General features: G+C 67.4%; 20 protein-coding genes and 3 pseudogenes. 9 read left to right on the top strand and 14 right to left on the bottom strand.

What is annotated here, in order from left to right; all coding sequences use genetic code 11:
* Positions 1 to 9 precede the first annotated feature (9 nt).
* The 3 genes from R9B84_RS28830 to R9B84_RS28840 all read right to left on the bottom strand — a co-directional run bounded on the left by R9B84_RS28830 (position 10) and on the right by R9B84_RS28840 (position 3,523).
* Entirely contained in the window at positions 10 to 621 is a 612-nt protein-coding gene (locus R9B84_RS28830) for a cysteine hydrolase family protein (protein WP_423763360.1), read from the bottom strand.
* A gap of 177 nt (positions 622 to 798) precedes the next feature.
* Positions 799 to 2,049: an MFS transporter gene (locus R9B84_RS28835; RefSeq protein ID WP_423763361.1), complete on the bottom strand. Its 1,251-nt coding sequence runs from the start codon at positions 2,047 to 2,049 to the stop codon at positions 799 to 801.
* Between the two features lie 157 nt (positions 2,050 to 2,206).
* The gene (locus R9B84_RS28840; RefSeq protein ID WP_423763362.1) at positions 2,207 to 3,523 is read right to left on the bottom strand and encodes an MFS transporter; all 1,317 of its coding nucleotides are present in this window, start codon (positions 3,521 to 3,523) and stop codon (positions 2,207 to 2,209) included.
* Positions 3,524 to 3,840: 317 nt separating this feature from the next.
* Here R9B84_RS28840 and R9B84_RS28845 point away from each other — a divergent pair, with 317 nt between their 5' ends.
* The 3 genes from R9B84_RS28845 (at position 3,841) to R9B84_RS28855 (ending at position 6,326) form a co-directional block, all read left to right on the top strand.
* The gene (locus R9B84_RS28845; protein ID WP_423763363.1) at positions 3,841 to 4,758 is read left to right on the top strand and encodes a LysR family transcriptional regulator; all 918 of its coding nucleotides are present in this window, start codon (positions 3,841 to 3,843) and stop codon (positions 4,756 to 4,758) included.
* A 234-nt stretch (positions 4,759 to 4,992) separates the two neighbouring features.
* On the top strand, positions 4,993 to 5,529 hold the full coding sequence (locus tag R9B84_RS28850; RefSeq protein WP_423763364.1) for a VOC family protein: 537 nt from the start codon (positions 4,993 to 4,995) through the stop codon (positions 5,527 to 5,529).
* Between the two features lie 41 nt (positions 5,530 to 5,570).
* Positions 5,571 to 6,326, top strand: a complete 756-nt coding sequence (locus R9B84_RS28855; RefSeq protein WP_423763365.1) for a glucose 1-dehydrogenase — start codon at positions 5,571 to 5,573, stop codon at positions 6,324 to 6,326.
* A gap of 107 nt (positions 6,327 to 6,433) precedes the next feature.
* Here R9B84_RS28855 and R9B84_RS28860 read toward each other — a convergent pair whose 3' ends face one another.
* The 3 genes from R9B84_RS28860 to R9B84_RS28870 form a co-directional block, all read right to left on the bottom strand.
* Complete coding sequence (locus tag R9B84_RS28860) at positions 6,434 to 7,948, bottom strand: purine-cytosine permease family protein (protein ID WP_423763366.1); 1,515 nt, start codon at positions 7,946 to 7,948, stop codon at positions 6,434 to 6,436.
* A gap of 202 nt (positions 7,949 to 8,150) precedes the next feature.
* On the bottom strand, positions 8,151 to 8,798 hold the full coding sequence (locus R9B84_RS28865; RefSeq protein WP_423763367.1) for a glutathione S-transferase family protein: 648 nt from the start codon (positions 8,796 to 8,798) through the stop codon (positions 8,151 to 8,153).
* 424 nt (positions 8,799 to 9,222) lie between these two features.
* Positions 9,223 to 9,678 (bottom strand): MarR family winged helix-turn-helix transcriptional regulator, encoded by a 456-nt coding sequence (locus R9B84_RS28870; protein ID WP_423763368.1) that lies wholly within the window; start codon positions 9,676 to 9,678, stop codon positions 9,223 to 9,225.
* Positions 9,679 to 9,786: 108 nt separating this feature from the next.
* On the opposite strand from R9B84_RS28870, the pseudogene R9B84_RS28875 reads away from it, so the two are divergent.
* Positions 9,787 to 10,014, top strand: a pseudogene (locus R9B84_RS28875) (hypothetical protein); the annotation flags it as partial.
* 52 nt (positions 10,015 to 10,066) lie between these two features.
* Here the strand turns inward: R9B84_RS28875 and R9B84_RS28880 are convergent.
* Genes R9B84_RS28880 through R9B84_RS28890 form a run of 3 tightly spaced genes read right to left on the bottom strand, consistent with a single transcriptional unit; the run spans position 10,067 to position 15,994 of the window.
* Positions 10,067 to 11,590 carry an efflux transporter outer membrane subunit gene (locus R9B84_RS28880; protein ID WP_423763369.1) on the bottom strand — a complete coding sequence of 508 codons (1,524 nt, stop codon included), beginning with the start codon at positions 11,588 to 11,590 and terminating at the stop codon, positions 10,067 to 10,069.
* Positions 11,587 to 14,760: an efflux RND transporter permease subunit gene (locus R9B84_RS28885; RefSeq protein ID WP_423763370.1), complete on the bottom strand. Its 3,174-nt coding sequence runs from the start codon at positions 14,758 to 14,760 to the stop codon at positions 11,587 to 11,589. Before R9B84_RS28885 ends, R9B84_RS28880 begins: the two co-directional genes overlap by 4 nt.
* 13 nt (positions 14,761 to 14,773) lie before the next feature.
* On the bottom strand, positions 14,774 to 15,994 hold the full coding sequence (locus R9B84_RS28890; RefSeq protein ID WP_423763371.1) for an efflux RND transporter periplasmic adaptor subunit: 1,221 nt from the start codon (positions 15,992 to 15,994) through the stop codon (positions 14,774 to 14,776).
* Positions 15,995 to 16,074: 80 nt separating this feature from the next.
* On the opposite strand from R9B84_RS28890, the gene soxR reads away from it, so the two are divergent.
* Complete coding sequence (gene soxR, locus R9B84_RS28895) at positions 16,075 to 16,554, top strand: redox-sensitive transcriptional activator SoxR (protein ID WP_423763372.1); 480 nt, start codon at positions 16,075 to 16,077, stop codon at positions 16,552 to 16,554.
* A 36-nt stretch (positions 16,555 to 16,590) separates the two neighbouring features.
* On the opposite strand, the pseudogene R9B84_RS28900 reads toward soxR, so the two are convergent.
* Positions 16,591 to 16,689: pseudogene (locus R9B84_RS28900) on the bottom strand (3-oxoacyl-ACP reductase); the annotation flags it as partial.
* Between R9B84_RS28900 and R9B84_RS28905 the strand changes: the two are divergent.
* A pseudogene (locus R9B84_RS28905) lies at positions 16,684 to 16,935 on the top strand (LysR family transcriptional regulator); the annotation flags it as partial. The pseudogenes R9B84_RS28900 and R9B84_RS28905 sit on opposite strands and share 6 nt — an antisense overlap.
* Positions 16,936 to 16,959: 24 nt before the next feature.
* On the opposite strand, the gene R9B84_RS28910 reads toward R9B84_RS28905, so the two are convergent.
* Positions 16,960 to 17,613 (bottom strand): TetR/AcrR family transcriptional regulator, encoded by a 654-nt coding sequence (locus R9B84_RS28910; RefSeq protein WP_423763373.1) that lies wholly within the window; start codon positions 17,611 to 17,613, stop codon positions 16,960 to 16,962.
* Positions 17,614 to 17,761: 148 nt separating this feature from the next.
* On the opposite strand from R9B84_RS28910, the gene R9B84_RS28915 reads away from it, so the two are divergent.
* Together R9B84_RS28915 and R9B84_RS28920 are read left to right on the top strand one after the other, a co-directional pair.
* On the top strand, positions 17,762 to 19,054 hold the full coding sequence (locus tag R9B84_RS28915; RefSeq protein ID WP_423763374.1) for an NAD(P)/FAD-dependent oxidoreductase: 1,293 nt from the start codon (positions 17,762 to 17,764) through the stop codon (positions 19,052 to 19,054).
* Between the two features lie 44 nt (positions 19,055 to 19,098).
* Complete coding sequence (locus tag R9B84_RS28920; RefSeq protein WP_423763375.1) at positions 19,099 to 19,488, top strand: DUF3331 domain-containing protein; 390 nt, start codon at positions 19,099 to 19,101, stop codon at positions 19,486 to 19,488.
* Positions 19,489 to 19,490: 2 nt separating this feature from the next.
* On the opposite strand, the gene R9B84_RS28925 is transcribed toward R9B84_RS28920, so the two are convergent.
* Positions 19,491 to 20,819, bottom strand: a complete 1,329-nt coding sequence (locus tag R9B84_RS28925) for a dicarboxylate/amino acid:cation symporter (protein ID WP_423763376.1) — start codon at positions 20,817 to 20,819, stop codon at positions 19,491 to 19,493.
* Between the two features lie 223 nt (positions 20,820 to 21,042).
* Positions 21,043 to 22,794 carry a gamma-glutamyltransferase gene (ggt, locus tag R9B84_RS28930; protein ID WP_423763377.1) on the bottom strand — a complete coding sequence of 584 codons (1,752 nt, stop codon included), beginning with the start codon at positions 22,792 to 22,794 and terminating at the stop codon, positions 21,043 to 21,045.
* Between the two features lie 360 nt (positions 22,795 to 23,154).
* Here ggt and R9B84_RS28935 point away from each other — a divergent pair, with 360 nt between their 5' ends.
* Positions 23,155 to 24,033, top strand: a complete 879-nt coding sequence (locus R9B84_RS28935; protein ID WP_423763378.1) for a MurR/RpiR family transcriptional regulator — start codon at positions 23,155 to 23,157, stop codon at positions 24,031 to 24,033.
* Positions 24,034 to 24,060: 27 nt separating this feature from the next.
* Here R9B84_RS28935 and R9B84_RS28940 read toward each other — a convergent pair whose 3' ends face one another.
* Positions 24,061 to 25,407, bottom strand: a complete 1,347-nt coding sequence (locus R9B84_RS28940; protein WP_423763379.1) for an AAA-associated domain-containing protein — start codon at positions 25,405 to 25,407, stop codon at positions 24,061 to 24,063.
* Positions 25,408 to 25,409: the final 2 nt, after the last annotated feature.

Genomic DNA, 25,409 nt, shown 5'->3' on the forward strand with positions numbered 1-25,409 from the left:
GGGCGGCCGTCAGGCGACGTCGAGCGCCAGCACCTGCCCGGTCGTCAGCACGTCGCCGAACGTGTCCGACAGCGCAGCCAGCGTCGCGCGATGGAGGTCGCGGTGCGGCACCGTGCCGCCGTCCGCGACGTCGAGATCGCGCGTCGCGCATGCGTCGTCGACGACGATCACCGCATAGCCGAGCGGCACCGCATCGCGTGCCGCGCCGGCGACACAGGCATGCGTCATCAGGCCCGTGACGATCAGCGTATCGATACCGGCCGCCTTCAGGCGCGCATCGATGTCCGTGGTCGGGAACACGCTCACCGACGTCTTCGTCACGACCGTGTGGTGCGGCGCCGGCTGCAGGTCCGCGTGAAAGCGGAAGCCATCGCTGCCGTCGGCGAAGATCGGGCTGTCGGCCGTATCGACGTGCTGGACATGAAACACCGGAATGCCAGCGCGATCGGCGAACGCGATCACGCGCTGCGCGTTGCCCAGCGCGCGCGGCCCTTCCGGAATCGGCAGGCGGCCGCTGAAATATTCATTCTGGAAATCGATCACCAGCAGCGCGGTGCGGGCGGCGACGATCGACGTCGGCGCCGTTGCGCCGGCCAGGGTACGAATGGTCGGATGTTGCATGGATCGCTCTCTCGGTTGGCACATTGAACGGAACGGCGTGCCGGGCCTGCCGGCGCCGCCGGACGCGGCCTGGGGCCTCCCCGGCCGCGAGACGCCAGTGTCGGGCCGCGCGGCTTTGCACGACAGCGGCCCATGGGACAACGTCCGACAGGATCGGGCCAACGTGCGCGCGACCGCCTACGACAGCGCGGCCGCCCGCGCGCCCGGCCGCGTACGCCCGTACGCGACCATCATCACGAAGCTGAGCAGGAAGCCTGCGCCGCCGATCAGCAGCAGGCCGGTCTCGCCGAACACGGGCAGCAGGTTCGTCAGCGCGCCCGTGACGACCCACGCGACGGCCATCACCGACCCCGCGACGCCGAGTGCCCAGCCCTGCCGGTCCTCGCTGACTGCGTCGGAGAACGCCGTATACATCGTCGTGTACGCAACCATGTCGAAGCAGCCGACGACCATCGCGAGCGCCCACAACACGGGCTCGTGCGGGAACAGCGCGGACAGGATCTGGCCGATGCCGGCGACGAGCAGGCCCGTCTTCGCGATGTCGATCACCCGCCACACGCGCAGCATCAGCCGCACGACGCACAGCAGGCCGAACACGAAGCAAATGCCGATCACGCCGCTGAACAGCCCGAGCCGCGCGCTCGTGTAGCCGAATTTCGCCTGCAGCAGCAGCATGATGGTCTGCAGGTAGAGGCCATAACCGACCTGCATCAGGAAGAACACCACGGACAGGAACGCGACGTTGGGCTGGCGCGCGGCCTCCCCGATGATCCGCAGCGGCAGCAGCGGATCGATGCCCGTGTCGCCGCGCGGCGCGGCCGAGTCGCGATACGACGCCCAGGTCCAGCATGCGCACGCAAGCGACAGCGCGGCGACCAGCACGAACGGCGTGCCGTAGTCGAACAGCGGCGAGATCGTCCGGTCGGACGTGACGCCGCCGAGTACGGGGCCGACGATCACGCCCGCGCTGAACGCGAGCGACATGATGCTCATGTTGACCGCCTTGTTCTCGGGCGTGCTCAGGTCGGTGATCGCCGCCTGCGCGATGCCCTGGCAGCCGGCCATCAGGCCGGTGAGCCCGCGGCCGGCCAGCAGCAGCGCGACGCTCGCGTGCCATGCGCCGGCCGCCATCATCGCGTAGCCGGCCGCGAGCCCGAGCACGCACAGCAGCAGGATCCTGCGGCGTCCGTAGCGATCCGACAGCTCGCCCATCAGCGACGAGCCGAAGAACATGCACAGCGGGTAGATCCCGTAGCCGAGACCGAGGTAGAAATTGCGCGCATGCGCGCCGGCGTCGGCCGGCAGGATGCCCGCGTGCGGATCGCTGAAAATCGCGGACATCATCGGATAGACGAGCCCGAACCCCATCGCGTCGATCGCGATGGCGAGCAGGCAGGGGCCGAGCAGCTTGTAGTCGAGCCGGGACATGGCGACCTTCCGGACAGAGTGGATGATCGCCCAAGCGTAATGACCGCGCGGCGGCCGCGGTAGGCCGCCGCCTGCGATGCTGACCATCGGCTGTGCCGATACCCTGCATGCCGCCTGCGCCGATGGCTAGCCGGCGCGGGCAACGGACCGCCGGCCGCTACCTGGCGCTCAGCGGCTCGCCCTGAAACTGCCGGCGCGCGAGCACGCACGGCGCGCTGTCGTGCATGAACACGCTCGCGAGCAGCCCGAACGACGCCGCGAACAGCACGTACCACGCGGGCGCGACCGGCGACCCGCTCGCGTGCGTCAGCCACGTGACGATGAACGGCGCGAAGCCGCCGAAGATCATCACCGCGACGTTGTACGCGAGCGCGATGCCGGTCGAACGCGAGCGCGTCGCGAACTGTTCGGCGAGCGTGGTCGGCGCGGGGCCGTAGCAGATGCCGATGATCGTGCAGATCACGAGCTGCATCACCAGCAGGCGCCCGATGCCCGGCGCCGCGGCCAGCCACGAGAACAGCGGATAGGTGACCGTCAGCAGTGCCAGCGTGCCGGCGATCAGCACGGGCCGCCGGCCGATGCGGTCGGACACGATCGCGGCGAACGGAATCGTCACCGTCAGCAGCGCGACCGCCGCCATCTGCACCTTGAATACCTGGTCGAGCGGCAGCCCGAAGGTCTTGTGCACGAACGTCGGCATGTTGACGAGCATCACGTAGAACACGGCCATTCCGGTGATCGTCTGCCCCATCGACACCAGCACGCCGCGCAGGTTGTCGCGCAGCACACGCGACACGCTCGCCGGCGGCTCGACCGTCGACTTGCTCGCGTCGAGGAACGCCTCGGTCTCCTCCATGTGCCGGCGGATCCACAGGCCAACCGGCCCGATCAGCAGCCCGAGCGCGAACGGCACGCGCCAGCCCCAGCTGTGCAGCGCGGCATCCGACAGCGACTGCGTGGCCCACGCGCCCATCGCCGCGCCCGAGAACACCGCGAGGCACTGGCCGATCAGTTGCCACGACCCGTACAGTCCGCGCCGGTTCGCGGGCGCGCTCTCGACGAGGAACGCGGTGGCGCTCGCATATTCGCCGCCCGTCGCGAACCCCTGCAGCAACCGCGCGACGACGATCAGGATCGGCGCCGCCGGGCCGATCGCCGCGTACGACGGCGCGAACGTGATCAGCGCGATCGACAGCGTCATCAGGAAGATGATGAGCTGCATCGCGGCCTTGCGGCCCTTGCGATCCGCATAGAGCCCGAGCAGGATGCCGCCCACCGGACGCATGAAGAAACCGACGCCGAACGTCGCGAGCGACATCAGCAGCGACGCGTACTGGCTCTCGGCGGGGAAGAACAGCCGCGCGATGATGCCGGAGAAGAACCCGTAAACGATGAAGTCGTACCACTCGAGGGTATTGCCGACGACAGCGGCAACCACCTGCCGATGCCGCGTGTTCCGACGTGAGTCGTGCATGCTTTTCTCCTGCAGTCCCATGGTGCCGCGCCGCATGCGTGCCGCGTTCCGTGGCAGGCATCGACGAATCGGCCGTTCGCATCGTCGACGGTTCGCGGCGGAACGACGAAACCTGTCGCCCCGCGCGCACGACCGGCGTGAAACGATCATAGGGACGCCGAAAACCCGCATCAATTAATGCCGGCGGTAGATGATTAGCCGGAGATTAAATGTTTCCCGAACCGGCCCCGCCGCGCGACAAACCCGGTGATTCGCGCATTGTTGCGGCCCGGGTTCTGCGGCAGAATCGTCGGCTGCCTCCTCTCGTCGCCCGCATCATGCGCAACCGCATCAACGAAGAGATCACGTTCCGCAAGCTCGAGGTGCTCCTCGCGTTCATGGAAGCCGGCAGCCTCGCGAAGGCGGCCGAGGCGCTGGGCGTCAGCACGGTCAGCGTGCATCGCGCGCTGCATACGCTCGAGGAAGGGATGCACTGCGCGCTGTTCCGCCACGAGGGGCGCAACCTGATTCCGACCGAAGCCGCGCAAGTGCTCGCCGAAGTCGCGGGCGAAGTGCTGAAGACGATGACGGACGGGATCCACGCGACGCGCGAGGCGGCCGGCTACGGCGCCGGCCAGTTGAAGATCGGTTCGCTCTATTCGCTGACGATCCGCACCGTGCCCGAAGTCGTGATCGCACTGAAGGCGCGGCGCCCCGAGCTGCAGGCCGAGCTCGTGCTCGGCTCGAACGCCGACCTGCTCGACAAGCTCAGGCAGGGCGCGATCGACGCGACGCTGATGGCGCTGCCCGAACCGGACGCCGAGATCGAGTCGATCGCGCTGTTCGAGGACGAGATGTTTTTCGCCGCGCCGATCGATTCGCCGTATGCGCAACGCGACGCGATCGATCTTGGCGCGTGTCGCGACGAGCCGCTCGTGTCGCTCGGCGAAGGCTTCGCGACACATCACGGCTTCACGGAGGCGTTCCGTGCGGCCGGCGTCACGCCGAACATCGTGATGCGGGTGGGCGACATCTTCTCGCTGATCAACCTCGTGTCGGGCGGCGTCGGCTGTTCGCTGTTGCCCGGACGCGTGCGCGACCTGTTCGCGCACAAGATCGCGCTCGTGCCGCTCGCCGGGCCCACGATCCGCCAGACGATCGGCCTGAGCTTCCTGCACCGGCGCGAACGCGACCCGAACCTGCTCGCGCTCGCGACCGTGTGCCGGCTGACGGTCAAGGGGCCAAACGCGCGCTGATGCGCGGGTCGATCCGCAGCGCTCGCCTTCCCCCACTCCCCTTTTCGTCTCACGGATCCACATCCGCATCCGCGTCGTCGCAACGCCGCGTAACGCGGCAGTGAAAACCGCGGTTCTCAACGATGCAAACAACGCGTACTAGTCCGTTCGGACGGCACGAAACGCGCGCTTTGTTGCGATCATGGCCGTCATTCAATGCGCGGCACGCACGCGTGCGCCCGCCACGGAGGCGACATGAACGACCCAGTCCTCGGCCCCATCGACCAGATCGGCTACGTGGTCGCCGACCTCGATCGCAGCATCGCGCGCTGGCGCGCACGCCACGAGGTCGGCCCGTGGACCGTGTTCCGCAACGTACGCCTCGACGGCCGTCATTTCGGCGAACCGGTAACGGTCACGATGGACGTCGGGCTCGCGTATCGCGGCGATCTGCAGATCGAACTGATCCACGTGACGAACGACACGCCGTCGCCGTACCGCGATGCGCGCGGGCAACCGCTCGTCGGCTTGCATCACGTCGCGTGGGTCGTCGACGATCTCGATACCGCGGTGGCACGGCTCACGGCCCGCGGCCTGCGCGTCGTGTTCGAAGCGCGCAACCCGGCGACGCGCGTCGCGTATCTCGACGACGCCGACGATCCCGGCGTGCGCGTCGAAGTGATCGAAGGCACCGGCATGCGCGACATGATCGCGCAAGGCATCGCCGCAGCGCGCGCCTGGGACGGCACCGATCCGGTTCGCATCATCGACGCGCCGGCCGCCTCCGCGTGAGCGGACCCGCGCGTCCCCTCTCACTCACAGGAGCAAGCAGCATGAAACGACTCGAAGGCAAGGTGGCGCTGATCACGGGCGGTGCGCGCGGCCAGGGCGAAGCGGAAGCGCGCCGGTTCGCCGCCGAAGGCGCACGCGTGGTGATCGCCGACGTGCTGGACGAAGCCGGCCGGCGCGTCGCGGCCGAACTCGGCGACGCCGCGCGATTCCAGCATCTCGACGTGACGAACGAAGGCGACTGGCAGGCGGCCGTTCAAGCGACGCTCGCGCATTTCGGCCGGCTGGACATCCTCGTGAACAACGCGGCGATCCTGAAACTCGTGCCGATCGAATCGTGTTCGCTCGACGACTATCGCAAGGTGATCGAAGTCAACCAGGTCGGCTGCTGGCTCGGCATGAAGTCGGCACTTGCCGCGCTGAAGGATGCGGGCGGCGGCTCGATCGTCAACGTGTCGTCGACGGCCGGGATGGAAGGCGTCGCGGGCGGCAGCGCGTACGTGTCGAGCAAGTTCGCGGTGCGCGGGATGACGAAGGCCGCCGCACTCGAATTCGGCCGCCACGGCATTCGCGTGAACTCGGTGCATCCGGGCGGCATCGATACGGTGATGGCGCGCCCGCCCGAGTTCGCGGACTTCGATCCGTCATCCATCTATAGCGGCCTGCCGATCGCACGCATCGGCAAGCCCGACGAAGTGGCCAATCTCGTGCTGTTCCTCGCGTCCGACGAATCCGCGTATTGCACGGGATCGGAATTCATCGTCGACGGCGGGATGCTCGCGGGCAGCACGTTCCACTGACACCCTGCTCCTGCCGGCAACGCAAACGGAAACGACAACGCCGCCGGCGGCTATGCCCGCACGGAGGCGTTGTCGTTCCGAAGCCAGGCGCAACGCGCCTCTGACTCTTATCCCTTCGGCTGGATCGCCGGTGCGCCGACGCCGCGCGCCGCGTGCTTGCCGCCGCGCACGAAACGGCGCCCATGCGGACCGTACACGCCGTCCGGTTCCGGATACAGCGTCAGCAGCACGAAGTACAGCATCCCGCCGACCGCCAGCGACAGCGGCACGCTCAGGTCGAGCCCGCCCGCGAGGTTGCCGAGCGGCCCGACGAACTGGCCCGGCAGGTTCACGAACGACAGCCCGACGAACGCGGCCGGCAGCCATGCGCCCATCGCGCGCACGTTCCAGCCATGCGTGAACCAGTAGTGGCCGCCGCGCAGACCGCGGTTGAATACCTGCAGGTCGTCCGCGAGATAGTAGCCGCGGCGCGTCACGTAGCCGATCACCATGATCGCCATCCACGGGCAGCTGAACGTGTCGATCAGCGTCGAGAACGTCGCGACGCTTTCGACGAGGTTGAACCAGAAGCGACCGACGAAAATGAACGCGATCGCGATCGTGCCGATCAGCAGCGTCGCACGCACGCGGTTCAGGAGGCGCGGGAACATGCTCGATACGTCGAGACCCGTGCCGTACAGCGCGGTCGTGCCGGTCGACATCCCGCCGATGATCGCGATCAGGCACATCGGCAGCAGGAACCAGCGCGGCGAGATCGCGAGCAGCCCGCCGACGTAGTCGTTCGACGCGATGAACGCGGGCGCCTTCGACGCGATGATCGTCGCGGTCGCGAGGCCGAAGAAGAACGGTACGAAGGTCGCGATCTGCGCGGCGAACACGGCGCCTATCACGCGATGCTTCGGCGTGCGCTGCGGGATGTAGCGCGCCCAGTCGCCGAGCGTCGATGCGAACGACACCGGGTTGCTCAGCGCAACCAGCACCGCGCCGACGAACGCGGCCCAGAAACCTGCGCTGCCCTGCTGCAGCGTACCGGCGTAGTTCATGTCGAACAGGCCGGCGAACGCGAACAGGCCCGCGACGAACAGTACGCTCGCGGCCCACACGGCGATCTTGTTGACCCACAGCATGAAGCGGAAGCCGTAGATGCAGACGATCAGCACGAGCACCGCGAACACCATGTACGCCGCGCCGAGCGTGAAGCCGTTGACGGGCACGCCGACCATGTTGTGCGCGCCGCCGACGAGCGCGTCGCCCGAACTCCACACGGCCAGCGAGAAGAACGCGATCGATGTGAGCAGCGCGAGGAACGAGCCGACGATCCGGCCGTGGATGCCGAAATGCGCGCCGGACGACACAGGGTCGCTCGTGCCGTTGCGCGGGCCGAACAGGCTCATCGGCGCGAGGATGCAGGTACCGGCGAGCACGCCGAGCACGATCGCGGCGACGCCCGCCTTGAACGACAGCCCGACCAGCACGGGAAAGCTGCCGAGCACCGATGTGGAAAATGTATTGCAGCCGCCGAACAGCAACCGGAACAGATCGATCGGCCGCGCATGGCGCGATGCATCGGGAATGCGCTCGAAACTGAACGACTCGACCTGCGTAATCCTGCCTTCACCCATTTGTCTCCAACTCCTCTGGTGCGCCTGTACGGCCCGGGGCTGCGGCTATACGACACATCGTCTTCGATTCACGGCCACTCTAAACCGGATCGAGCGGCGCAAATATCACGCATTCGAGACGTTTACGACGAAGGAGAACAATGTTTCCCGGCGGGCGAGCGGCCGGTTCCCGCGCCGCCCGTGCGACGCGGGCGATGCATCGTCAGTGCGCCGGCGCTGCGGCCGGCGCGCGGCATGCGGCCAGGCCTCGCTGAACGGCCGGCCGCGCGGCGATGTCGGCGAGCCAGCGCTCGACGTGCGGGTAGTCGGCAACGTCAAGATCGAGCTCGTCTGCCGAGCGCAGCCACGGAAACGCGGCGATATCGGCGATCGAGTATCGCGACGATGCGAGATACACCGATTCCGACAATCGGCCGTTCACGACCCCATAGAGACGCCGTGCTTCGTTCCGATAGCGGTCGATCGCTTCCGCATTGACCGTCTTCGATGCATGCAGGAACCACCAGAGCTGGCCGAGCATCGGCCCGATCCCGCCGATCTGGAAATGCAGCCATTGCTGGACCGCCGTGCGCTCGGCCAGCGTTTCGGGATGCAGACAGCCCGTCTTCGCGGCGAGATAGCCGAGGATCGCGCCCGATTCGAACACGGCCAGCCCGGTGTCGTGGTCGACGATGGCCGGAATCTTGCCGTTCGGGTTGATCGCGAGAAACGCCGGGCTGCGCTGCTCGCCGGCGGACAGGTTCACGTGCACCAGGTCGTGCGCGAGCCCGGCCTCTTCCAGATAGATCGCGATCTTGTGGCCGTTCGGTGTGTCGGCCGTATAGAACGTGAGGGAGTGCGTCGATGTCATGTCGGTCCTTTTCATCCGGTTATCGTTGCAACTACAATCGTTGCAATTGCAATCCTATGCCGAAACGGACCGCTCCGTCACATGCCAGTACTCGAAGGAGGGACATGCAGGCTGCGCGATCCGGGCCGGCCGGCGCGCGATGGCGAGCATGATCGCGAAAATCCGGCTGAGCGGCGCGGACAGCACGCTCGCGGTGACGGACCATGCGCGGCGCGGCACGGCGCCGCGCATACGGGCGCAGTCGTTCCGGCCCGCCTCAGTGCGCCCGGCACAGATTTGGCCCGCCCTGCACACGCGCGTCAAACGCCTGCTGGATCGCCGAGGTAGCGATCCCCTGCCGACCGCCAGCGGCCGCACGCCGGCCGACTGGGCCGCGCAGGCGATGCATCGGCATGCTCGCGGCCGACGCGCGAATCGGCCGCCGCTACTTCGCGTCGGCCGACGCTTCACGCGCCGCGGCGGTCGCGCGATCGAGCGCGGCGGCCATCGCCGCCTGCTCCTTGCCGGAGAACTGGCCGAGAAAGAGCTCCGTGACCGTCGACTGGTACACCTTCCACATCTTCTTGCGCAGGGTCCGCCCCTTGTCGGTGATGCTTGCATAAGCGGCGCGACCGTCGTCTGCCGAACGGGAACGCGTGACGAGCCTCTCCTGCTCGAGCCGGTCGACGAGCCGCGTGAGGTTGTAGCGCTCGATCGCGAGCACGTCGGCCAGTTCGTGCATGCGGCGCGTGCCGTCCGGCCCGCTTTCGAGCCCCCACAACGCGTCGTACCACGCATATGCGGGCAGGCCGGCATCCGCGAGGCGGCGCTCGATCTCGCGAATCATCGTCCGGTGCGCGCGGACGAACGAGAACCACAGATCGGGTTCGGGTACGCTCATGTCAGGTCGTTCCTTTCGTTTAATTGCAGTTGCAATTAAATCTTACCTCGATACAGTTCCCTTCCATAGGGTGGCAATTGCAATTGCGCCCTCGCCCATCGGCGGGATATCCGCGCGTTCGTCGATGCCCGGCACTTTGTGTTGCCAGGCACCGACAGCCTCGGGGGCTCGGATACCCGTGAAGCGCTGCGTACGTTCTTCGAGGTCGATCGGCACGTCATCGTGATCGCAGCGTTGAAGGCGCTCGCCGACGACGGTGCAATTCCGTGCACGCGAGTCGGCGAAGCAATCCGGCGGTACAGCATCGACGTCGACAAGGTCGATCCCGCAACCGTGTTGTCGCGCGGCAGGCACGGCCGTTCCGGCCTGCCGCGCAGCACCGCCCGCGCTACTGCCCCGACTGCGCGAGCGGGCCTTGCGCACGCTGCGCCGTTCCCGACGGCCAGCCGCCCGCGAGCGCCTTGTACAACGCGACCGTCGATGCCGCGCTGCGCGTTCGCGCGTCGGCCGCCGCATCCTGCGCCTGCAGCAGCGTCCGTTGCGCGTCGAGCACTTCGTAGTAGTCGATCGCGCCGGCCGAGAAGCGCGTCTGCGCGAGCTGCGCGGCACGCGCGCTGTCGTCCGCCGCGCGCACGAGGTGCGTTGTCTCGTCACGCGTGCGTGCGACGCGCAGCAGCGCGTTCTCCGTTTCCTCCAGCGCACCGAGCACGGTCTGCCGATACTGCGCGAGCTGGCCAGCCGCTTCCGCGTCGCTCGCGGCGATCCGTGCGCGCACGCGGCCAACGTCGAGGAACGACCAGTCGATGCCGAGCGCGATCAGGTTCGTGTCGCTGCCCGCGCGAAAGAACCCGTAGCTGCTCGTCGCGCTGCCGAGCAACCCCGACAGCGTGAAGCGCGGAAACAGGTCGGCCGTCGCGACGCCGACACGTGCGGTCGCCGCGTGCAGCCGCGCCTCGGCGGCCGCGACATCGGGACGCCGGCGCAGCAGGTCGCCCGGCGTGCCGGGATCGATATCGGCGGCAAGCGCCGGCAGCGGCACGGGCGTGCCCGCCGAAACGACGGCCGTCGGGAGATCGAACCGGCCGATCAGCGCATCCGGCGTCTGCCCGGTCAGCACCGCGAGCCGGTGCTCGTCGACGCCGATCGCGGCTTCGTACACGGCAATCCGCGACGTCGTCGATTCGTACTGCGCCCGCGCCCGCGCCGCATCGAGCTCGGAGCCGCGCCCCGCGCCGACGCGCGCATTGATCAGCACGAGCGTCTGCTTCTGGTTGTCGGCGTTTTCGCGCGCGATCCGCAACCGCTCCTGCGCGCCGCGCAGATCGACGTACGTACTCGCGACCTCGCCGGCGATCGCGACGCGCACCGCGCGCACGTCCGCCGCGCTCGCGGCCGTTTCCGCGCGCTGCGACTCGATCGAGCGGCGCACCCGGCCGAACAGGTCGAGCTCCCACGCAGCATTGATCCCGATGCTGGACGTCGGCGTATCGCGCTGGCTGCGCGGCGCGCCGAACGCCTGGTCCTTGCTCATCAGTTGATGACCGATCTGGCCGCTCGCGGTGATCGTCGGATAGCGGTCGAAGGTCGCCTGCGACAGCAGCGCGTTCGACGCGTCGTAGCGCGACACCGCAACCTGCAGGTCCTGGTTCGCCGCGAGCGCCGTGTCGATCAGCCGCGTCAGCGCCGGATCGCCGAAGCCGCGCCAGAACGCGGCATCGGCATCGGCCGACGCGTCGGGCGGTATATCGGACGGCGTATTGGACGGCAATGCATCGCGCTGCGTGGCCGGCTGCGCGTCGCGCGCGAACCGCGCGGCCGTGGCCGTATCGGGCCGCTTGAAATCGGGGCCGACCGCGCACGCGGCCAGCGTCACCGACATCGCGAGCGCGGAAAGACGGAAAGCGGCGCTCATCGGTTTTCTCCTTCAAGGGTGCCGTGCTGTTCGCTCCAGACGGCCGGCGTGCCGCCCGCGAGCTTGCGGATCGCGACATAGAACACGGGTGTCAGGAACAGCCCGAACAGCGTGACGCCCAGCATCCCCGCGAATACGGTGACGCCGGTGGCCGCGCGCACTTCGCTGCCCGCGCCGCCGCCGATCAGCAACGGCACCGAACCGGCGATGAACGCGACCGACGTCATCACGATCGGGCGCAACCGCAGCTTGCATGCCTCGAGCGCCGCCTCGATCACGCCCTTGCCCTGGATTTCGAGCTCGCGCGCGAACTCGACGATCAGGATCGCGTTCTTGCACGCGAGCCCCATCAGCACGACGAGACCGACCTGCACGAACACGTTGTTGTCGCCGCCCGACAGCCACACGCCGAACAGCGCCGCGCACATGCACACGGGCACGATCAGGATCACCGCGAGCGGCAGCGTCCAGCTCTCGTACAGCGACGCGAGCACGAGAAACACGAGCATCACCGCGAGCGGGAACACGACGATCGCCGCGTTGCTCTGCGTGACCTGCTGGTAGCTGAGGTCGGTCCATTCGAGCGTGATGCCGGGCGGCAGCACCTCCTTCGCGATCTGCTGGAGCTTCGCGATCGCCTGCGACGACGACATCGCTTTCGGATCGGCGTCGCCGATCAGGTCCGCGGCCGGATAGCCGTTGTAGCGGACGACCGGGTCGGGCCCGTACGCGGGCCCCACCGTCACCATCGAGCCGATCGGCACCATCTCGCCCTTCGCGTTGCGCGTGCGCAGGTTCGCGATGTCGGCGGCCGTCTGCCGGTGACCGGCATCGGCCTGCGCCATCACGCGGTACACGCGGCCGAACACGTTGAAGTCGTTCACGTACATCGAGCCGAGATAGACCTGCAGCGTGTTGAACAGGTCGGTCAGCGCAACGCCCTGCGCCTTCGCCTTCAGCCGGTCGACCTTCACCTCGAGCTGCGGGATGTTCGCCTGGTACGAGCTGACGGGATAGCTCATCCCCGGCGTCTTCGCGACCGCGGCCTGGAACGCGGTGAGCGCATTCTGCAATGCGCCGTAGCCGAGCCCGCCGCGATCTTCCAGGTACAGCGAGTAGCCCGAGCCGTTGCCGAGGCCCTGGATCGGCGGCGGCATCAGCGCATAGGTGATGCCGCCGCCGATGGCCGCGAAGCGCGCGTTCAGGTCCGCGTTGATCTGCGCGGCGCTGCGGTGACGCTGGTCGAACGGCTTCAGGATCACGTACGAGTTCGTGATGTTCGGCGTGTTCACGCCCTGCAGCGCATTCAGCCCCGCAAACGCCGGCACCATCTCGACGCCGTCGGTGCCGAGCGCGATCTTCGTCATCTGCTCGGTCACCGCGCTGGTGCGCGAGAGCGACGCGCCTTCCGGCAGCTTCGCGCCCGCGAACAGGTACAGCTTGTCCTGCACGGGAATGAAGCCGCCCGGCACCGCGTTGAACAGCAGCGCAGTCGCCGCGAGCAGCGCCGCATAGACCGCGAACACCACGCCGCGCCGTTTCAGCGTGCGCGCGACGACACCGTGATAGCGGTCGGAACTGCGCTCGAAGAAGCGATTGAACGGACGGAACAGCCAGCCGAATGCGCGGTCGAGCGCGCGCGTGAGCGCATCCTTCGGCGCGCCGTGCGGGCGCAGCAGCTTCGCGGCGAGCGCGGGAGACAGCGTCAGCGAGTTGATCGCGGAGATCACCGTCGAGATCGCGATCGTCACCGCGAACTGCCGGTAGAACTGGCCCGTGACGCCCGACATGAACGCCATCGGCACGAACACCGCGCACAGCACCAGTGCGATCGCGACGATCGGCCCCGACACCTCGCGCATCGCCTGGTGCGCGGCATCGCGCGGGCTCAGCCCCTGCGCGATGTTGCGCTCGACGTTCTCGACGACGACGATCGCATCGTCGACGACGATGCCGATCGCGAGCACGAGCCCGAACAGCGTCAGCGTGTTGATCGAGTAGCCGAGCAGATGGAGAAACGCGAACGTGCCGACCACCGATACGGGCACCGCGACGAGCGGAATGATCGACGCGCGCCAGGTCTGCAGGAACAGGATCACGACGAGCACGACCAGCACGACGGCCTCGATCAGCGTGTGCTGCACCGCGCGGATCGATTCGCGCACGAACACGGTCGGGTCCCACACGGGGCGATACGCGACGCCGGGCGGGAAACGCTTCGACAGTTCGTCGAGCTTCGCATACACGGCCTTCGCGACGTCGAGCGCGTTCGCGCCCGGCGACAGGAAGATGCCGACCACGGCCGAATGCTTGTCGTTGAAATACGAGCGCAGCGTGTAGTCGCCCGCGCCGAGCTCGATGCGCGCGACGTCGGACAGCTTCACGACCTGGCCGTCGTCGCCGTTGCGCAGCACGATGTCGCTGAATTCCTGCACCGTGCGCAGGCGGCCGCGCACGTTGATCGACACGAGGAAGTCGTTCGCCTTCGGCGACGGCTCCGCGCCGAGCTGGCCGGCCGACACCTGCACGTTCTGCTCGCGCACGGCCGCGATCACGTCGCTCGCGGTCAGCCCGCGCGATGCGAGCCGGTTCGGGTCGAGCCACAGCCGCATCGCGTAGTCGCCCGAGCCGTACACGCCGACGTCGCCGATGCCGGTGAGCCGCGACAGCTCGTCCTTCACGTTCAGCGTCAGGTAGTTGCGCAGATACAGCGAATCGCGGCTGTTGTCCGGCGAGTAGAGGCTCACGTACATCAGCGGTGTCGGCGACTGCTTCTGGGTGGTCACGCCGTACTGGCGCACCTCGTCGGGCAGGCGCGACAGCGCCTGGCTCACGCGGTTCTGCACGCGCACGGCGGCCGTGTCGGGATCGACGCCCTGCAGGAACGTGACGACGACCTGCAGGCTGCCGTCCGACCCGGCGACCGACTTCATGTACATGATGCCTTCGACGCCGTTGATCGCCTCTTCCAGCGGTTCGGCGACCGATTCGGCGATTTCCTTCGGGTTCGCGCCCGGGTACGTCGCACGCACGACGACGCTCGGCGGCACGACTTCCGGATATTCGCCGGCCGGCAGCATCGGAATCGAGATCAGGCCGATCGCGAAGATGACGATCGACAGCACGACCGCGAAGATCGGCCGGTCGATGAAGAATCGGGAGAAATCCATCACATGTCTCCCGTCATTGCGCGGCCGGCGCGCCGGCGTCGGCTACCGCCTGGGTGCCGCCGCCCGTGCCGTTGCCATTGCCGGCACCGGTATCGGCACGCACGGGCAACGCCTTCGGCTTCACCTGCGCACCCGGATAGTAGATCCGCTGTACGCCGTCGACCACCACGCGGTCGCCCGCCTGCAGCCCCTTCTCGACGATCCGCTCGCCCTCGAGTTCGCGGCCGATCGTCACGTCGCGCCGCAGCGCCTTGTCGCCGGGGCCGATCACGTACACGTACTTGCGGTCCTGGTCGGTGAGCACGGCCTTGTCGTCGACGAGCAGCGCATCCTGGTCGCGGCCGCTGACGAGCTGCACGCGCGCATACAGCCCCGGCGTGAACGTGTGGTCCGCGTTCGGCAGCCGCACACGCGCGCGGATCGTGCCGGTTTGCGGGTCGAGCCGGTTGTCGAGGAAATCGACGGTGCCTGCATGCGGGAAGCCCGTCTCGTTCGCGAGGCCCACGCGCACCGGATCGGCGCCGATCGCACGATGCTTCGGATCGGCGCGACGCGCGTTGTAGCGCAGGTAGCTCTGCTCGTCGCAGTCGAAATACACGTAGACCGGATCCTGCGACACGACGGTCGTCAGCAGCGTGTCGTCCGCGCGCGCGAGATTGCCGACGGTCGCGACCGCACGGCCGACGCGGCCCGCGATCGGGGCGCGCACTCCGGTGAAGCCGAGGTTGAGCTTCGCATCGGCAACGGCCGCGTCGGCCGCCTGCAGGTCCGCACGCGCCTGCTCGGCGGTGGCTCGGGCGTTGTCGAGCTCTTCCTGCGACGTCGCATGCGCATCGATCAGCGTCTGCACGCGCTTGAGCTGCACGTTCGCGAGGCTCGCGGCCGCGCGGGCCCGCTGCTGCTGCGCATTCGCGCGGTCGAGCGCGATCCGGTACGGGCGCGGGTCGATCTCGAACAGCAGCGTGCCCTGCGCGACGAGATCGCCCTCCTTGTACGCGACGCGCTGCAGATAGCCGCTCACGCGCGGCCGTAGTTCGACCGCGTCGACCGCTTCGACGCGTCCGTTGAATTCGTCGGCAAGGCGGACCGTGCGCGGCGCGACGGTTGCCACGCCGACTTCGGGAAGGGGATAGGCTGACGCTGCGCCTTTGCCGTCGTGACAGCCCGACAACGCCAGCAGCAGTGCGCAGGCGGCGCCCAAAGGCGACGTCCTGCGTAGGGATAAGGAGAACATGATGCCTCGCGACGGGTTAAACTGCCGCGTAGCATAAAAGTTGAAGTTAACTTCAAGTCAAGCTTTTCCCGGAGAACGTCATGGGTACCCCGGAAGAACCGAATTGGCCGTTGATGTCGATCCGCGAAGTGGCCGCGCGCAGCGGCGTGCCGGCGTCGACGCTGCGGTTCTACGAGACGCGCGGGCTCATCAAGTCGCACCGGAACGGCTCGAGCCATCGTCACTATTCGCGCGCGGTGCTGCGGCTGATCGCGTTCATCGTGTTCGCGCAGAAGATCGGCTATTCGCTCGACGAGATCGCCGAGCAACTCGTCAGCCTGCCCGAGGACACCGCGCCGAGCAACAAGGACTGGCAGCGGCTGTCGCGCGGCTGGAAGCAGCGCGTCGCGAGCCGGATCGAGGAGTTGCAGCGGCTCTACATCAACCTCGACGAGTGCATCGGCTGCGGTTGCCTGTCGCTGAAGCGCTGCAAGCTGACCAATCCGGAAGACCGCGCGGGCCGCAACGGGCCCGGCGCACGGCGCTGGCTCGGCGACAAGCCGCCGACGGACGTCGAATGATGTGCGACTCCGCGCCCGCCATCGGCGCGGATTGCATCACCCGACGCGCCAGCCGCCGTTCACCGCGATCGTCGCGATCGTGACGAACGACGCGCGCGGCCCGGCGAGCCACGCGGCCGCGTCCGCGATGTCGTCCGCGATGTCGTCCTGATGCCCGGCGCAGCCGGGCTCGTCGAGGGTGGCATCGACGTCGCACCGATGCCGCGCCTGGTCGTGCCGATGCAGCCGCAAGGCATTACGTTCTGCGAACTGACGGACGCGGGCAGCCCGCTCGCGTACGAGCTGGCGATCGCATGCCGGACACCGTCGCGGCTCGTCGGCGCACTGCGCGAAACCGCGCGGAATGCGGAGAGCGAACCGGGGCGGGTTGCCGCGACGTGACCGTGCGCATCGCGCGCGCGGCACTCAGTCGCCGATGATGTTGAGCGCTGCGTCGAGCACGGCCTGCCGGAAAGCGTCCCGCTGCGTCGGCAGCGACGTGAACTCCAGCATCATGTGGCTGTACGACACCGTCGTGCCGATCGCGCTCGCGAGCATGAAGAACAGCACGTTCGGATCGACCGCGCGAATCGCGCCGGCCTCCACGGCGTCCGACAGCAGCGGGAACATCACGTCGTGATACGGCCGCACGAGCCGCTCCTGCAGCCGGTCGAGCCGCGCGCCCACTTCGGTCGCCGCGGTCGAGAAGAACATGCCCATGTCGGGCTCGTCGAACTCGTGATCGACGCACAGCTCGAGTGCGCGCCGCACACGATCGCGATGCGGCAATGACGACGTGCGCAACGCACGCAGCGCGTCGAACATCGGCTTGGCGAGATCGACGATCTGCTCGACGACGGCCAGCCACAACGTTTCCTTCGCCCCGAAATGATGGGCGATCAGCGCCGCGTCGACGCCCAGTTCGCGCGCGACTTCGCGCACGCTCGTCGCGTCGTAGCCCCGCTTTGCGAACGTGCGGCGCGCGGCCCGCAATATCACGTCCGGACCGACGGACGCATCCGCCAGCGGCCGCCCGCGCGTACGCCGCTTCGACGGCGCGCGCTCAGTGACTTCAGCCACGTTTTCCTGCTCCCCTTGAATGGTTCGAATGCCCGTGTTCGGGCCCCGGTTCCATGTCGCCGGAACCGGGCTGCCTGCCCCGCTCCGTTGACACGCGAAGCCGGGAAGCGCTAGGATCATACATTATTCATCACGTGATGATTTATTCATGACAACCCCTACACGCATCGTCATCGTCGGCGGCGGGATCGCCGGATTGCAGCTCGCGACCCGCCTGGGCGAGCGCCTCGGCCGGTCCGGGCGTGCGCAGGTCACCGTCGTCGACCGCAGTCCCACCCACATCTGGAAGCCGATGCTGCACACGATCGCGGCCGGCACGCGCGACGTCCAGCAGCAACAGGTGATCTTTCTCGCCCATGCACGCGACCATGGCTACACGTACCAGCCCGGCGAACTGAAGGGGCTCGATCGTGCGCGCCGCCGCGTGCAGCTCGGCGAGATTCGCTCGCAGGAAGGCGACGTGGTGATCGAGGCCCGCGAACTCGACTACGACGTGCTGATCGTCGCGCTCGGCAGCCAGGCCAACGATTTCGGCGTGCCGGGCGTGCGCGAGCACTGCTACTTCATCGACAGCCAGCAGCAAGCCGAGACCTTCAACGAAGCGCTTCGGATGCGCGTGTTCCGCAGCATCGCGCGCGACGAGCCGTTTCGCGTTGCGATCGTCGGCGCGGGCGCGACGGGCGTGGAACTTGCGGCGGAATTGAGCCGGTTGCTCGAAGTGGCGCAGGCGTATGGCGACGCGACGGTGCGCGAGCGGCTGCAGCTCACGCTGCTCGAAAGCGGCCCGCGCATCCTCGCTGCGTTTCCGCCGAGGATTTCCGCGTCGGCGCAGCGGCGGCTCGAACAGATCGGCTTTCACGTGCTGACGTCGACGCGCGTCACGTCGGCCGACGCGAACGGCTTTCACTACGGCGACGGTTCGTACGCCGAAGCAGACCTGATGGTCTGGGCGGCCGGCGTGAAGGCGCCCGATTTCATGCAGGCGCTGGGCGGGCTCGACACGAACCGCGCGAACCAGATCGTCGTCGGGCCGACGCTGCAGGCCACGAGCGACGAGCACGTGTTCGCGATCGGCGATTGCGCGAGCCTGTTGCCCGACGGCCACGAACGGCCGCTGCCGCCGACCGCGCAGGTCGCGACGCAGCAGGCCGAGCATCTCGCGAAGCACCTGCCCGCATGGCTCGACGGCCAGCCGATTCCGCCGTTCGCGTTCCACGATTTCGGCGCGCTCGTATCGATCAGCGACTACGACGCGTTCGGCACGCTCGGGCAGTTCGGGTTTTTTCGCGGCGGCTTCATCCAGGGGCGCTTTGCGCAGTTCAGCCACCTGATGCTCTACCGGCGGCACCAGCAGGCGCTGCACGGTTTCTCCAAGGCGACCCTGCTGTGGATCGCCGAACGGATCAACGGCTGCGTGCAGCCGCGCATCCGCCTGTCGTGATGCCGCGCGTCGCGGTGTCGCGTAACGTTTCTGGGAAAACTGACATGAACGACAGTGCAGCGCCCTGGCTCATGACCGTTGCCGCGATCGGCAGCTTCGACATGCCGTCCGTATCGTGGGGCGTGCCGCGGCGGCGCAGCGTCACGCGCGATCGGCTGCCGTCGTGGGACGCGTCGAGCCGGCCGACCATCAGCGTGCTCGAGCGGCCCACGGCCGACACCGTGATGATTTCGTGGTGCGACGCATGCACCGGGCACTACGGCTACCAGAAGTGGCGGCTGTTCACGACACGCAAGCGCGGCGTCTGCGCGCTGTCGGGACGGCCGATCGGGATCGGCGACAGCGTCTATGCGCCGCAGTTGCTCGGCTCGGCGCCGGGCAACGCCGCCGCGATGGTGCTGGCGGCGTGCATCGACGAGGCGCTGGCCGCCTGACGTCAGGTCGACGTGGCCTGACCGGCGCCGTAGGCCGGATCGTTGTTCTGCCGTTCCAGTTCGGCATCGAGATGCGCGGCATGCACCTTCGCCTCGGCTTCCGACATCAGCTCGCCTTCCCACTTCGCGACCACCGCGCTGGCGATCGAGTTGCCCACCGCGTTCGTGGCCGAGCGGCCCATGTCGAGGAACGTGTCGACGCCGAGAATCAGCAGCAGCCCGGCTTCCGGGATGTTGAACTGGTGCAGCGTCGCCGCGATCACGACGAGCGATGCGCGCGGCACGCCGGCCATCCCCTTCGACGTCAGCATCAGGACCAGCAGCATCGTGACCTGCGTGCCGAGCGACAGGTGGATGTTGTAGGCCTGCGCGATAAACAGCGACGCGAACGTGCAGTACATCATCGAGCCGTCGAGGTTGAACGAATAGCCCATCGGCATCACGAAGCTCGAAATCTTGCGTCGCACGCCGAAACGATCGAGCGCGTCGAGGATCTTCGGATACGCGGCCTCGGAGCTTGCGGTCGCGAACGACAGCATGAACGCTTCCTTGATCAGCACCAGCAGCTTGAACACCCGGCGACCGAGGAACAGCAGCCCGGCGGCGACGAGCGTGGCCCACAGCAGCATGAGGCTCGCGTAGAAGTCGCCCATGAACACCGCGAACTTCAGCAGGATCGACAGCCCGTTGATCGCGACGGTCGATGCCATCGCCGCCATCACCGCGAGCGGCGCGAGCTTCATCACGTAGCCGGTGATCTTCAGCATCACATGCGCCAGCTGGTCGATCGCGGCGACGAGAATCTTGCCGCGCTCGCCGAGCGCCGACAGCGCGACGCCGAAGAACATCGAGAACACGACGATCTGCAGGATCTCGTTGTTCGCCATCGCCTCGGCGATCGACTTCGGCACCATGTGACTGACGAAATCCTTCAGCGTGAACTTGGAGGTCGCGAGATGCGCGGATGCGCCGATGTCCGGCAGCGGCAGGCCGAGGTTCTCGCCGGGGCGCAGCAGGTTCGCCATCAGCAACCCGAGCAGCAGCGAGATCAGCGACGCGGTGACGAACCAGCCGAACGCCTTCACGAACACGCGCCCGACGGACGACGCATCGCCCATGTGCGCAATGCCGACGACGAGCGTCGAGAACACCAGCGGGCCGATCACCATCTTGATCAGCCGCAGGAACACGTCGGACACGAGCGAGATGTAACCGGCAATTTCCGCGGCCGACTGCTTGTCCGGAAGCTGCGTGAAGATCATATAGCCGATGAAGATGCCGGCCGCCATCGCGAGCAGGATCCAGCCTGCCGCAGACATTCGTTTGTTCATAACGGAACTCGACGCACGGTGAAGGGATGGAAGAAGGAAATGCGCGCGCGCCGGTGCCGTGCCACGGTGCGCGTTGCGGGCCGGCCGTGCCCGGCATTCCGGGCACCCGCCACGCTCGATACTGCGGAAGTCCGCGAACGGACGCGCTGTCGCTGCCCCGGCGTTCGCGCGATGACGAACGCCGGGGCAGCCGTTCAGCTTGGTGCGACCCAGTCAGATCAGGTCAGTAGCCGATCGCCGAACCGGCCGGGCGGCGTGGATCGTTGACGCCATAGATGTAGCCGACGCGCACGTTGCCGGACACCGACGAGTCGTTGCCGGAACTCTGGCGGCTCACCGCCTCGGTGCCGGGCAGGCCGACCATGATCAGCTCGGCGGCGCCCCACGGCGTCTGCTCGACCATCTTGTAACCCATGTTGCGCAGGATCGCGAGCGTGTCGGGCGACAGGCCGCGGGTCTCGTAATAGACCTCGTCCGGCAGCCATTGATGATGGACGCGCGGCGCACTGACCGCATCCTGCGGCGTCATCCCGTAGTCGATCACGTTCAGTACGGTCTGCAGCGTGATCGTGATGATGCGCGAGCCGCCCGGCGAACCGACCACCATGAACACCTTGCCGTCCTTCTTCACGATCGTCGGCGCCATCGACGACAGCGGACGCTTGCCCGGCGCGATCGAGTTGCGCGTGCCCTGCACGAGGCCGAACAGGTTCTGCGCGCCGACCTTGACCGTGAAGTCGTCCATCTCGTCGTTCAGGAAGAAGCCCGTGCCCGGCGCGATCACCACGGCGCCGAAGCGGCCGTTGACGGTGTACGTGGTCGACACCGCGTTGCCGTCACGGTCGATGATCGAGTAGTGGGTCGTCTCCGGCTTCTCGTGCACGCCGACACCCGGCTGCACGTCGACCGACGCAGTCGCCATCTCGCCGCTGATCTGCTTGCGGATCTCCGCCGCATACTCCTTGCTCGTCAGCTTCGCGACCGGATTGTCGATGAAGTTCGGGTCGCCCAGCAGCGTGTTGCGATCCTCGTACGCGTGGCGCATCGCCTCGGTCATGTAGTGGACCACCGAAGCCGACTGGTAGCCGAACTTGCGCAGGTCATACCCTTCGAGGACGTTCAGCGTCTCGCACATCGTCACGCCGCCCGAGCTCGGCGGCGGCGCCGACACGAACTCGTAGCCGCGATACGTGCAGGTCAGCGGCGCCGTGTCCTGCGCGCGATACGACGCGAAATCGGCCGCCGTGATCAGCCCGCCGCCGCGCTTCGCGGCCGCCTCGACGATCTTCGGAATCTCGCCGTGATAGAACGCGTCGGGCCCCTGCTCCGCGATCCGCTCGAGCGTACGGGCCAGGTCCTTCTGCACCAGGCGGTCGCCCGGCTGCAGCGGCGTGCCGTCCGGCCGCAGGAAGATGCGGGCCGCGTCCGGGTCCTTCTTGAAGCGCTCGATCGTCGTGTCGAGGATGTCCGTATCGCCGCGCGTCAGCACGAAGCCGTCGCGCGCGAGCCGGATCGCCGGCGCCATCACCTGCTTGCGCGTCAGCTTCCCGTATTTGCGCTGCGCGAGATCGAGGCCGGCGACCGTGCCCGGCACGCCGACGGCGCGATAGCCGTACAGGCTTTCGCCCGGACGCACGTTGCCCGACGCGTCGAGATACATGTTCGCCGTCGCCGCGGCCGGCGCGGTCTCGCGGAAATTGATGAAGCGGTCGCGGCCGTCGGCCAGGTGCACGGTCATGAAGCCGCCGCCGCCGATGTTGCCGCAGCACGAATTGGTCACCGCCTGCGCGTAACCGACCGCCACCGCCGCGTCCACCGCGTTGCCGCCTTCCTTCAGGATGTCGACGCCGATCTGCGACGCGAAGTGCTGCGACGACACGACCATACCGTTCTTCGCTTCTACCGCGGGTTCCGAAGCGGCGAACGCGGACACGCTCAATGCCGACAACAGGGTGAGTACGACGAGCCGCCTCATGACGGAATCCTCCAGACAAATGACCGGGCCAGGCCGGGATGCGCCGCCGCGTCATCACGGGTCAACGCTGCCAATCCGGCATGTAATAAACAGTACATTCCGGCGAGGTCGCGATCATATCACTCGCTTTTTTGCACCAAAACCTAGGGTTAGTACTGAAATACAAGCGAATGCCCGCGGAAACACTTCCCGAGAAATGTTCGTTTCATTACATTGATGAGCGGACATCGGACTGTGTGATACGTCCCTCTAATTTCGGAGCATCCGCGGCCCGCCGCACGTCGATCGGCTAACATGCGTGGGGTCCCGGCAGACGCACGTCTGCCGTTTGTCATTCAGATAAGAGAGCTGGAGTGCCCGATGGGGACGAGCATCAGGGCGTTGCTGTTATCCCAGATGGATAGCTTCACGCCGTCGGAACAGAAGGTTGCGCATGCGTTGCTGGATCGCTATCCGAGCCTCGGCCTCGGGCCGATCGCGAGCGTCGCCAAGCAGGCTGAAGTCAGCGACCCGACCGTGTTCCGCTTTGTCGTCCGGATCGGCTTTCCGAATTACTCGTCGTTCCAGCAGGCGCTGTACGACGAGATCGACACCGCGATGAATTCGCCGCTCGCGCGAATGGATGCGTTCCATTCGGAAACGGGCATGCGCGACAGCCATTCGGCGATTTTCCAGCGGCTGTCCGAGTCGCTCGCGACCACGATCGAAGGGCTCGACGCGGCCGCGTTCGACGCAGCCGTGGCGCTGCTGGCCGATCCGGATGTCCGTATCTTCTGCGGCGGCGGGCGCTACACGGCACCGCTCGCGTCGTTGTTTTCGTTCACGCTGGCCTATGCGCGTCCGAACGTGCAGTACGTCGAACCGAACGTGAATCTCGCGTCGGTCGCACTGACCGACATGGGGCGCGACGACGTGCTCGTCATCTTCGACTTTCGCCGCTACCAGAAGGACAGCATCCGCTTCGCGCAGGCCGCGCACCGGCTCGGCACGCGGATTCTGCTGATCACCGACGAATGGATGTCGCCGATCGGCAAGTTCGCGGAGATCGTGCTGCGGATCCAGGGGCGCCCTTTCGCGATGCTGCAGACCAACGTGCCGGCGCTGGCGCTCGCCGAAGCGCTCGTGATCGGCGTGACGAACCAGTTGCCGGAACTGGCGCGGCAGCGGATGGAGAAGATCGAGCATCTCAATACCGGGGGGATCGAACTGGACGCCAACCAGCGCGATTTGCCCGAATGACGATCGCTCGCCATTCGGGCTCAGGCATCAGCTCTCGACATCCTCGAGACTGAACACCTCGGTCTTGTCGTTATACGAAAACACTTCGCCGTAACGCCCCCAGTCGATCACCGCGTCAAGCGTTTCCTCGGCCGCTTCGTCCGACAGGAAATCCTCCAGCTCCTGCTCGAAGCGCACGCGCGGCGCACGATGGCCCGGACGCTCGTTCAGCACCTTCCTGATCCGTGCGGCGAGCGGCACGTGCTTCAGCAGGTGATCCGCGAACATCAGCTTGCGCTCCTGCGTGCCGAACTCGGCAAACACGCGCGCGGGCGGCGTCAGGAACACATCGCCTTCCCGCACGTCCGCGAAGCCGAGGTGCTGCAGCACTTCGGCGATCGGGAACAACTCGTCGACTTCCAGATGCAGCGTGCGCGCGATTTCCGGCATGTCGGCACGGCCGTGGTACGGCGCCATCGCGAGCGTTTCGATCAGGCCGGCCATCAGGTTGGTCGACACGCGCGGCATCCAGCTGCCGAGCTCGAGCCCCTTCTTCGTCGCCTCGTTGGTCTGGCGGGCCGTCATCTTCGCGTAGATGTCGTCGACGAGCTTGCGGAAATCGGTGTCGAGCCGGTTGCGCGGATGCTTGAACGGCACCTTGATCTCGGCGATCACGCGGCCCGGATTCGACGACAGCACGAGGATCCGGTCGCACATGAACACGGCTTCCTCGATGTTGTGCGTGACGATCAGCACCGACTTGATCGGCATCCGCCCTTGCGTCCACAGGTCGAGCAGGTCGGTACGCAGCGTCTCGGCCGTCAGCACGTCGAGCGCCGAGAACGGCTCGTCCATCAGCAGGATCGTCGGATCGACGACGAGCGCGCGCGCAAAGCCCACGCGCTGGCGCATGCCGCCCGACAACTCGCGCGGGTACGCGTTCTCGAAACCGTCGAGACCGATCAGGTCGATCGCGGCGAGCGCACGCTCGCGCCGCTCACGCGCGCCGACGCCAAGCGCTTCGAGGCCGGCCTCCACGTTCTGCAGCACGGTGAGCCACGGGAACAGCGCGAAGGTCTGGAACACCATCGCGACGCCTTCGGCCGGGCCGCGCAGCGGCTGGCCGAGGTAGGTCACTTCACCGCCGGTCGGCTCGATCAGGCCGGCGATGATCCGCAGCAGCGTCGACTTGCCCGAGCCGGAACGGCCGAGCAGCCCGACGATCTCGCCTTCGCGCAGCGACAGGTTCGCGTCGTCGAGCACGAGCAGTTCGCCCTGCGACTTGTTGAAGCCGCGATTCACATGCTCGACGCGGAGGATTTCTTCGCCGAGGCGCGGCGGCTGCAGCGGCTGGGATGGCTTGACAGGGGCGTTGATAACGGTCGAATTTTGCATCG

Origin of the sequence: Burkholderia sp. NLJ2 (genome assembly GCF_049487195.1) — a bacterium.
GTDB classification, from domain to species: Bacteria; Pseudomonadota; Gammaproteobacteria; order Burkholderiales; family Burkholderiaceae; genus Burkholderia; species Burkholderia pyrrocinia.

Excerpts from the sequence above, each read along its gene's own strand:
- R9B84_RS28830 (WP_423763360.1), bottom strand. The coding sequence starts at position 621 with ATGCAACATCCGACCATTCGTACCCTGGCCGGCGCAACGGCGCCGACG.
- R9B84_RS28835 (WP_423763361.1), bottom strand. The coding sequence starts at position 2,049 with ATGTCCCGGCTCGACTACAAGCTGCTCGGCCCCTGCCTGCTCGCCATC.
- R9B84_RS28840 (WP_423763362.1), bottom strand. The coding sequence starts at position 3,523 with ATGCACGACTCACGTCGGAACACGCGGCATCGGCAGGTGGTTGCCGCT.
- R9B84_RS28845 (WP_423763363.1), top strand. The coding sequence starts at position 3,841 with ATGCGCAACCGCATCAACGAAGAGATCACGTTCCGCAAGCTCGAGGTG.
- R9B84_RS28850 (WP_423763364.1), top strand. The coding sequence starts at position 4,993 with ATGAACGACCCAGTCCTCGGCCCCATCGACCAGATCGGCTACGTGGTC.
- R9B84_RS28855 (WP_423763365.1), top strand. The coding sequence starts at position 5,571 with ATGAAACGACTCGAAGGCAAGGTGGCGCTGATCACGGGCGGTGCGCGC.
- R9B84_RS28860 (WP_423763366.1), bottom strand. The coding sequence starts at position 7,948 with ATGGGTGAAGGCAGGATTACGCAGGTCGAGTCGTTCAGTTTCGAGCGC.
- R9B84_RS28865 (WP_423763367.1), bottom strand. The coding sequence starts at position 8,798 with ATGACATCGACGCACTCCCTCACGTTCTATACGGCCGACACACCGAAC.
- R9B84_RS28870 (WP_423763368.1), bottom strand. The coding sequence starts at position 9,678 with ATGAGCGTACCCGAACCCGATCTGTGGTTCTCGTTCGTCCGCGCGCAC.
- R9B84_RS28880 (WP_423763369.1), bottom strand. The coding sequence starts at position 11,590 with ATGAGCGCCGCTTTCCGTCTTTCCGCGCTCGCGATGTCGGTGACGCTG.
- R9B84_RS28885 (WP_423763370.1), bottom strand. The coding sequence starts at position 14,760 with ATGGATTTCTCCCGATTCTTCATCGACCGGCCGATCTTCGCGGTCGTG.
- R9B84_RS28890 (WP_423763371.1), bottom strand. The coding sequence starts at position 15,994 with ATGTTCTCCTTATCCCTACGCAGGACGTCGCCTTTGGGCGCCGCCTGC.
- soxR (WP_423763372.1), top strand. The coding sequence starts at position 16,075 with ATGGGTACCCCGGAAGAACCGAATTGGCCGTTGATGTCGATCCGCGAA.
- R9B84_RS28915 (WP_423763374.1), top strand. The coding sequence starts at position 17,762 with ATGACAACCCCTACACGCATCGTCATCGTCGGCGGCGGGATCGCCGGA.
- R9B84_RS28920 (WP_423763375.1), top strand. The coding sequence starts at position 19,099 with ATGAACGACAGTGCAGCGCCCTGGCTCATGACCGTTGCCGCGATCGGC.
- R9B84_RS28925 (WP_423763376.1), bottom strand. The coding sequence starts at position 20,819 with ATGAACAAACGAATGTCTGCGGCAGGCTGGATCCTGCTCGCGATGGCG.
- ggt (WP_423763377.1), bottom strand. The coding sequence starts at position 22,794 with ATGAGGCGGCTCGTCGTACTCACCCTGTTGTCGGCATTGAGCGTGTCC.
- R9B84_RS28935 (WP_423763378.1), top strand. The coding sequence starts at position 23,155 with ATGGGGACGAGCATCAGGGCGTTGCTGTTATCCCAGATGGATAGCTTC.
- R9B84_RS28940 (WP_423763379.1), bottom strand. The coding sequence starts at position 25,407 with ATGCAAAATTCGACCGTTATCAACGCCCCTGTCAAGCCATCCCAGCCG.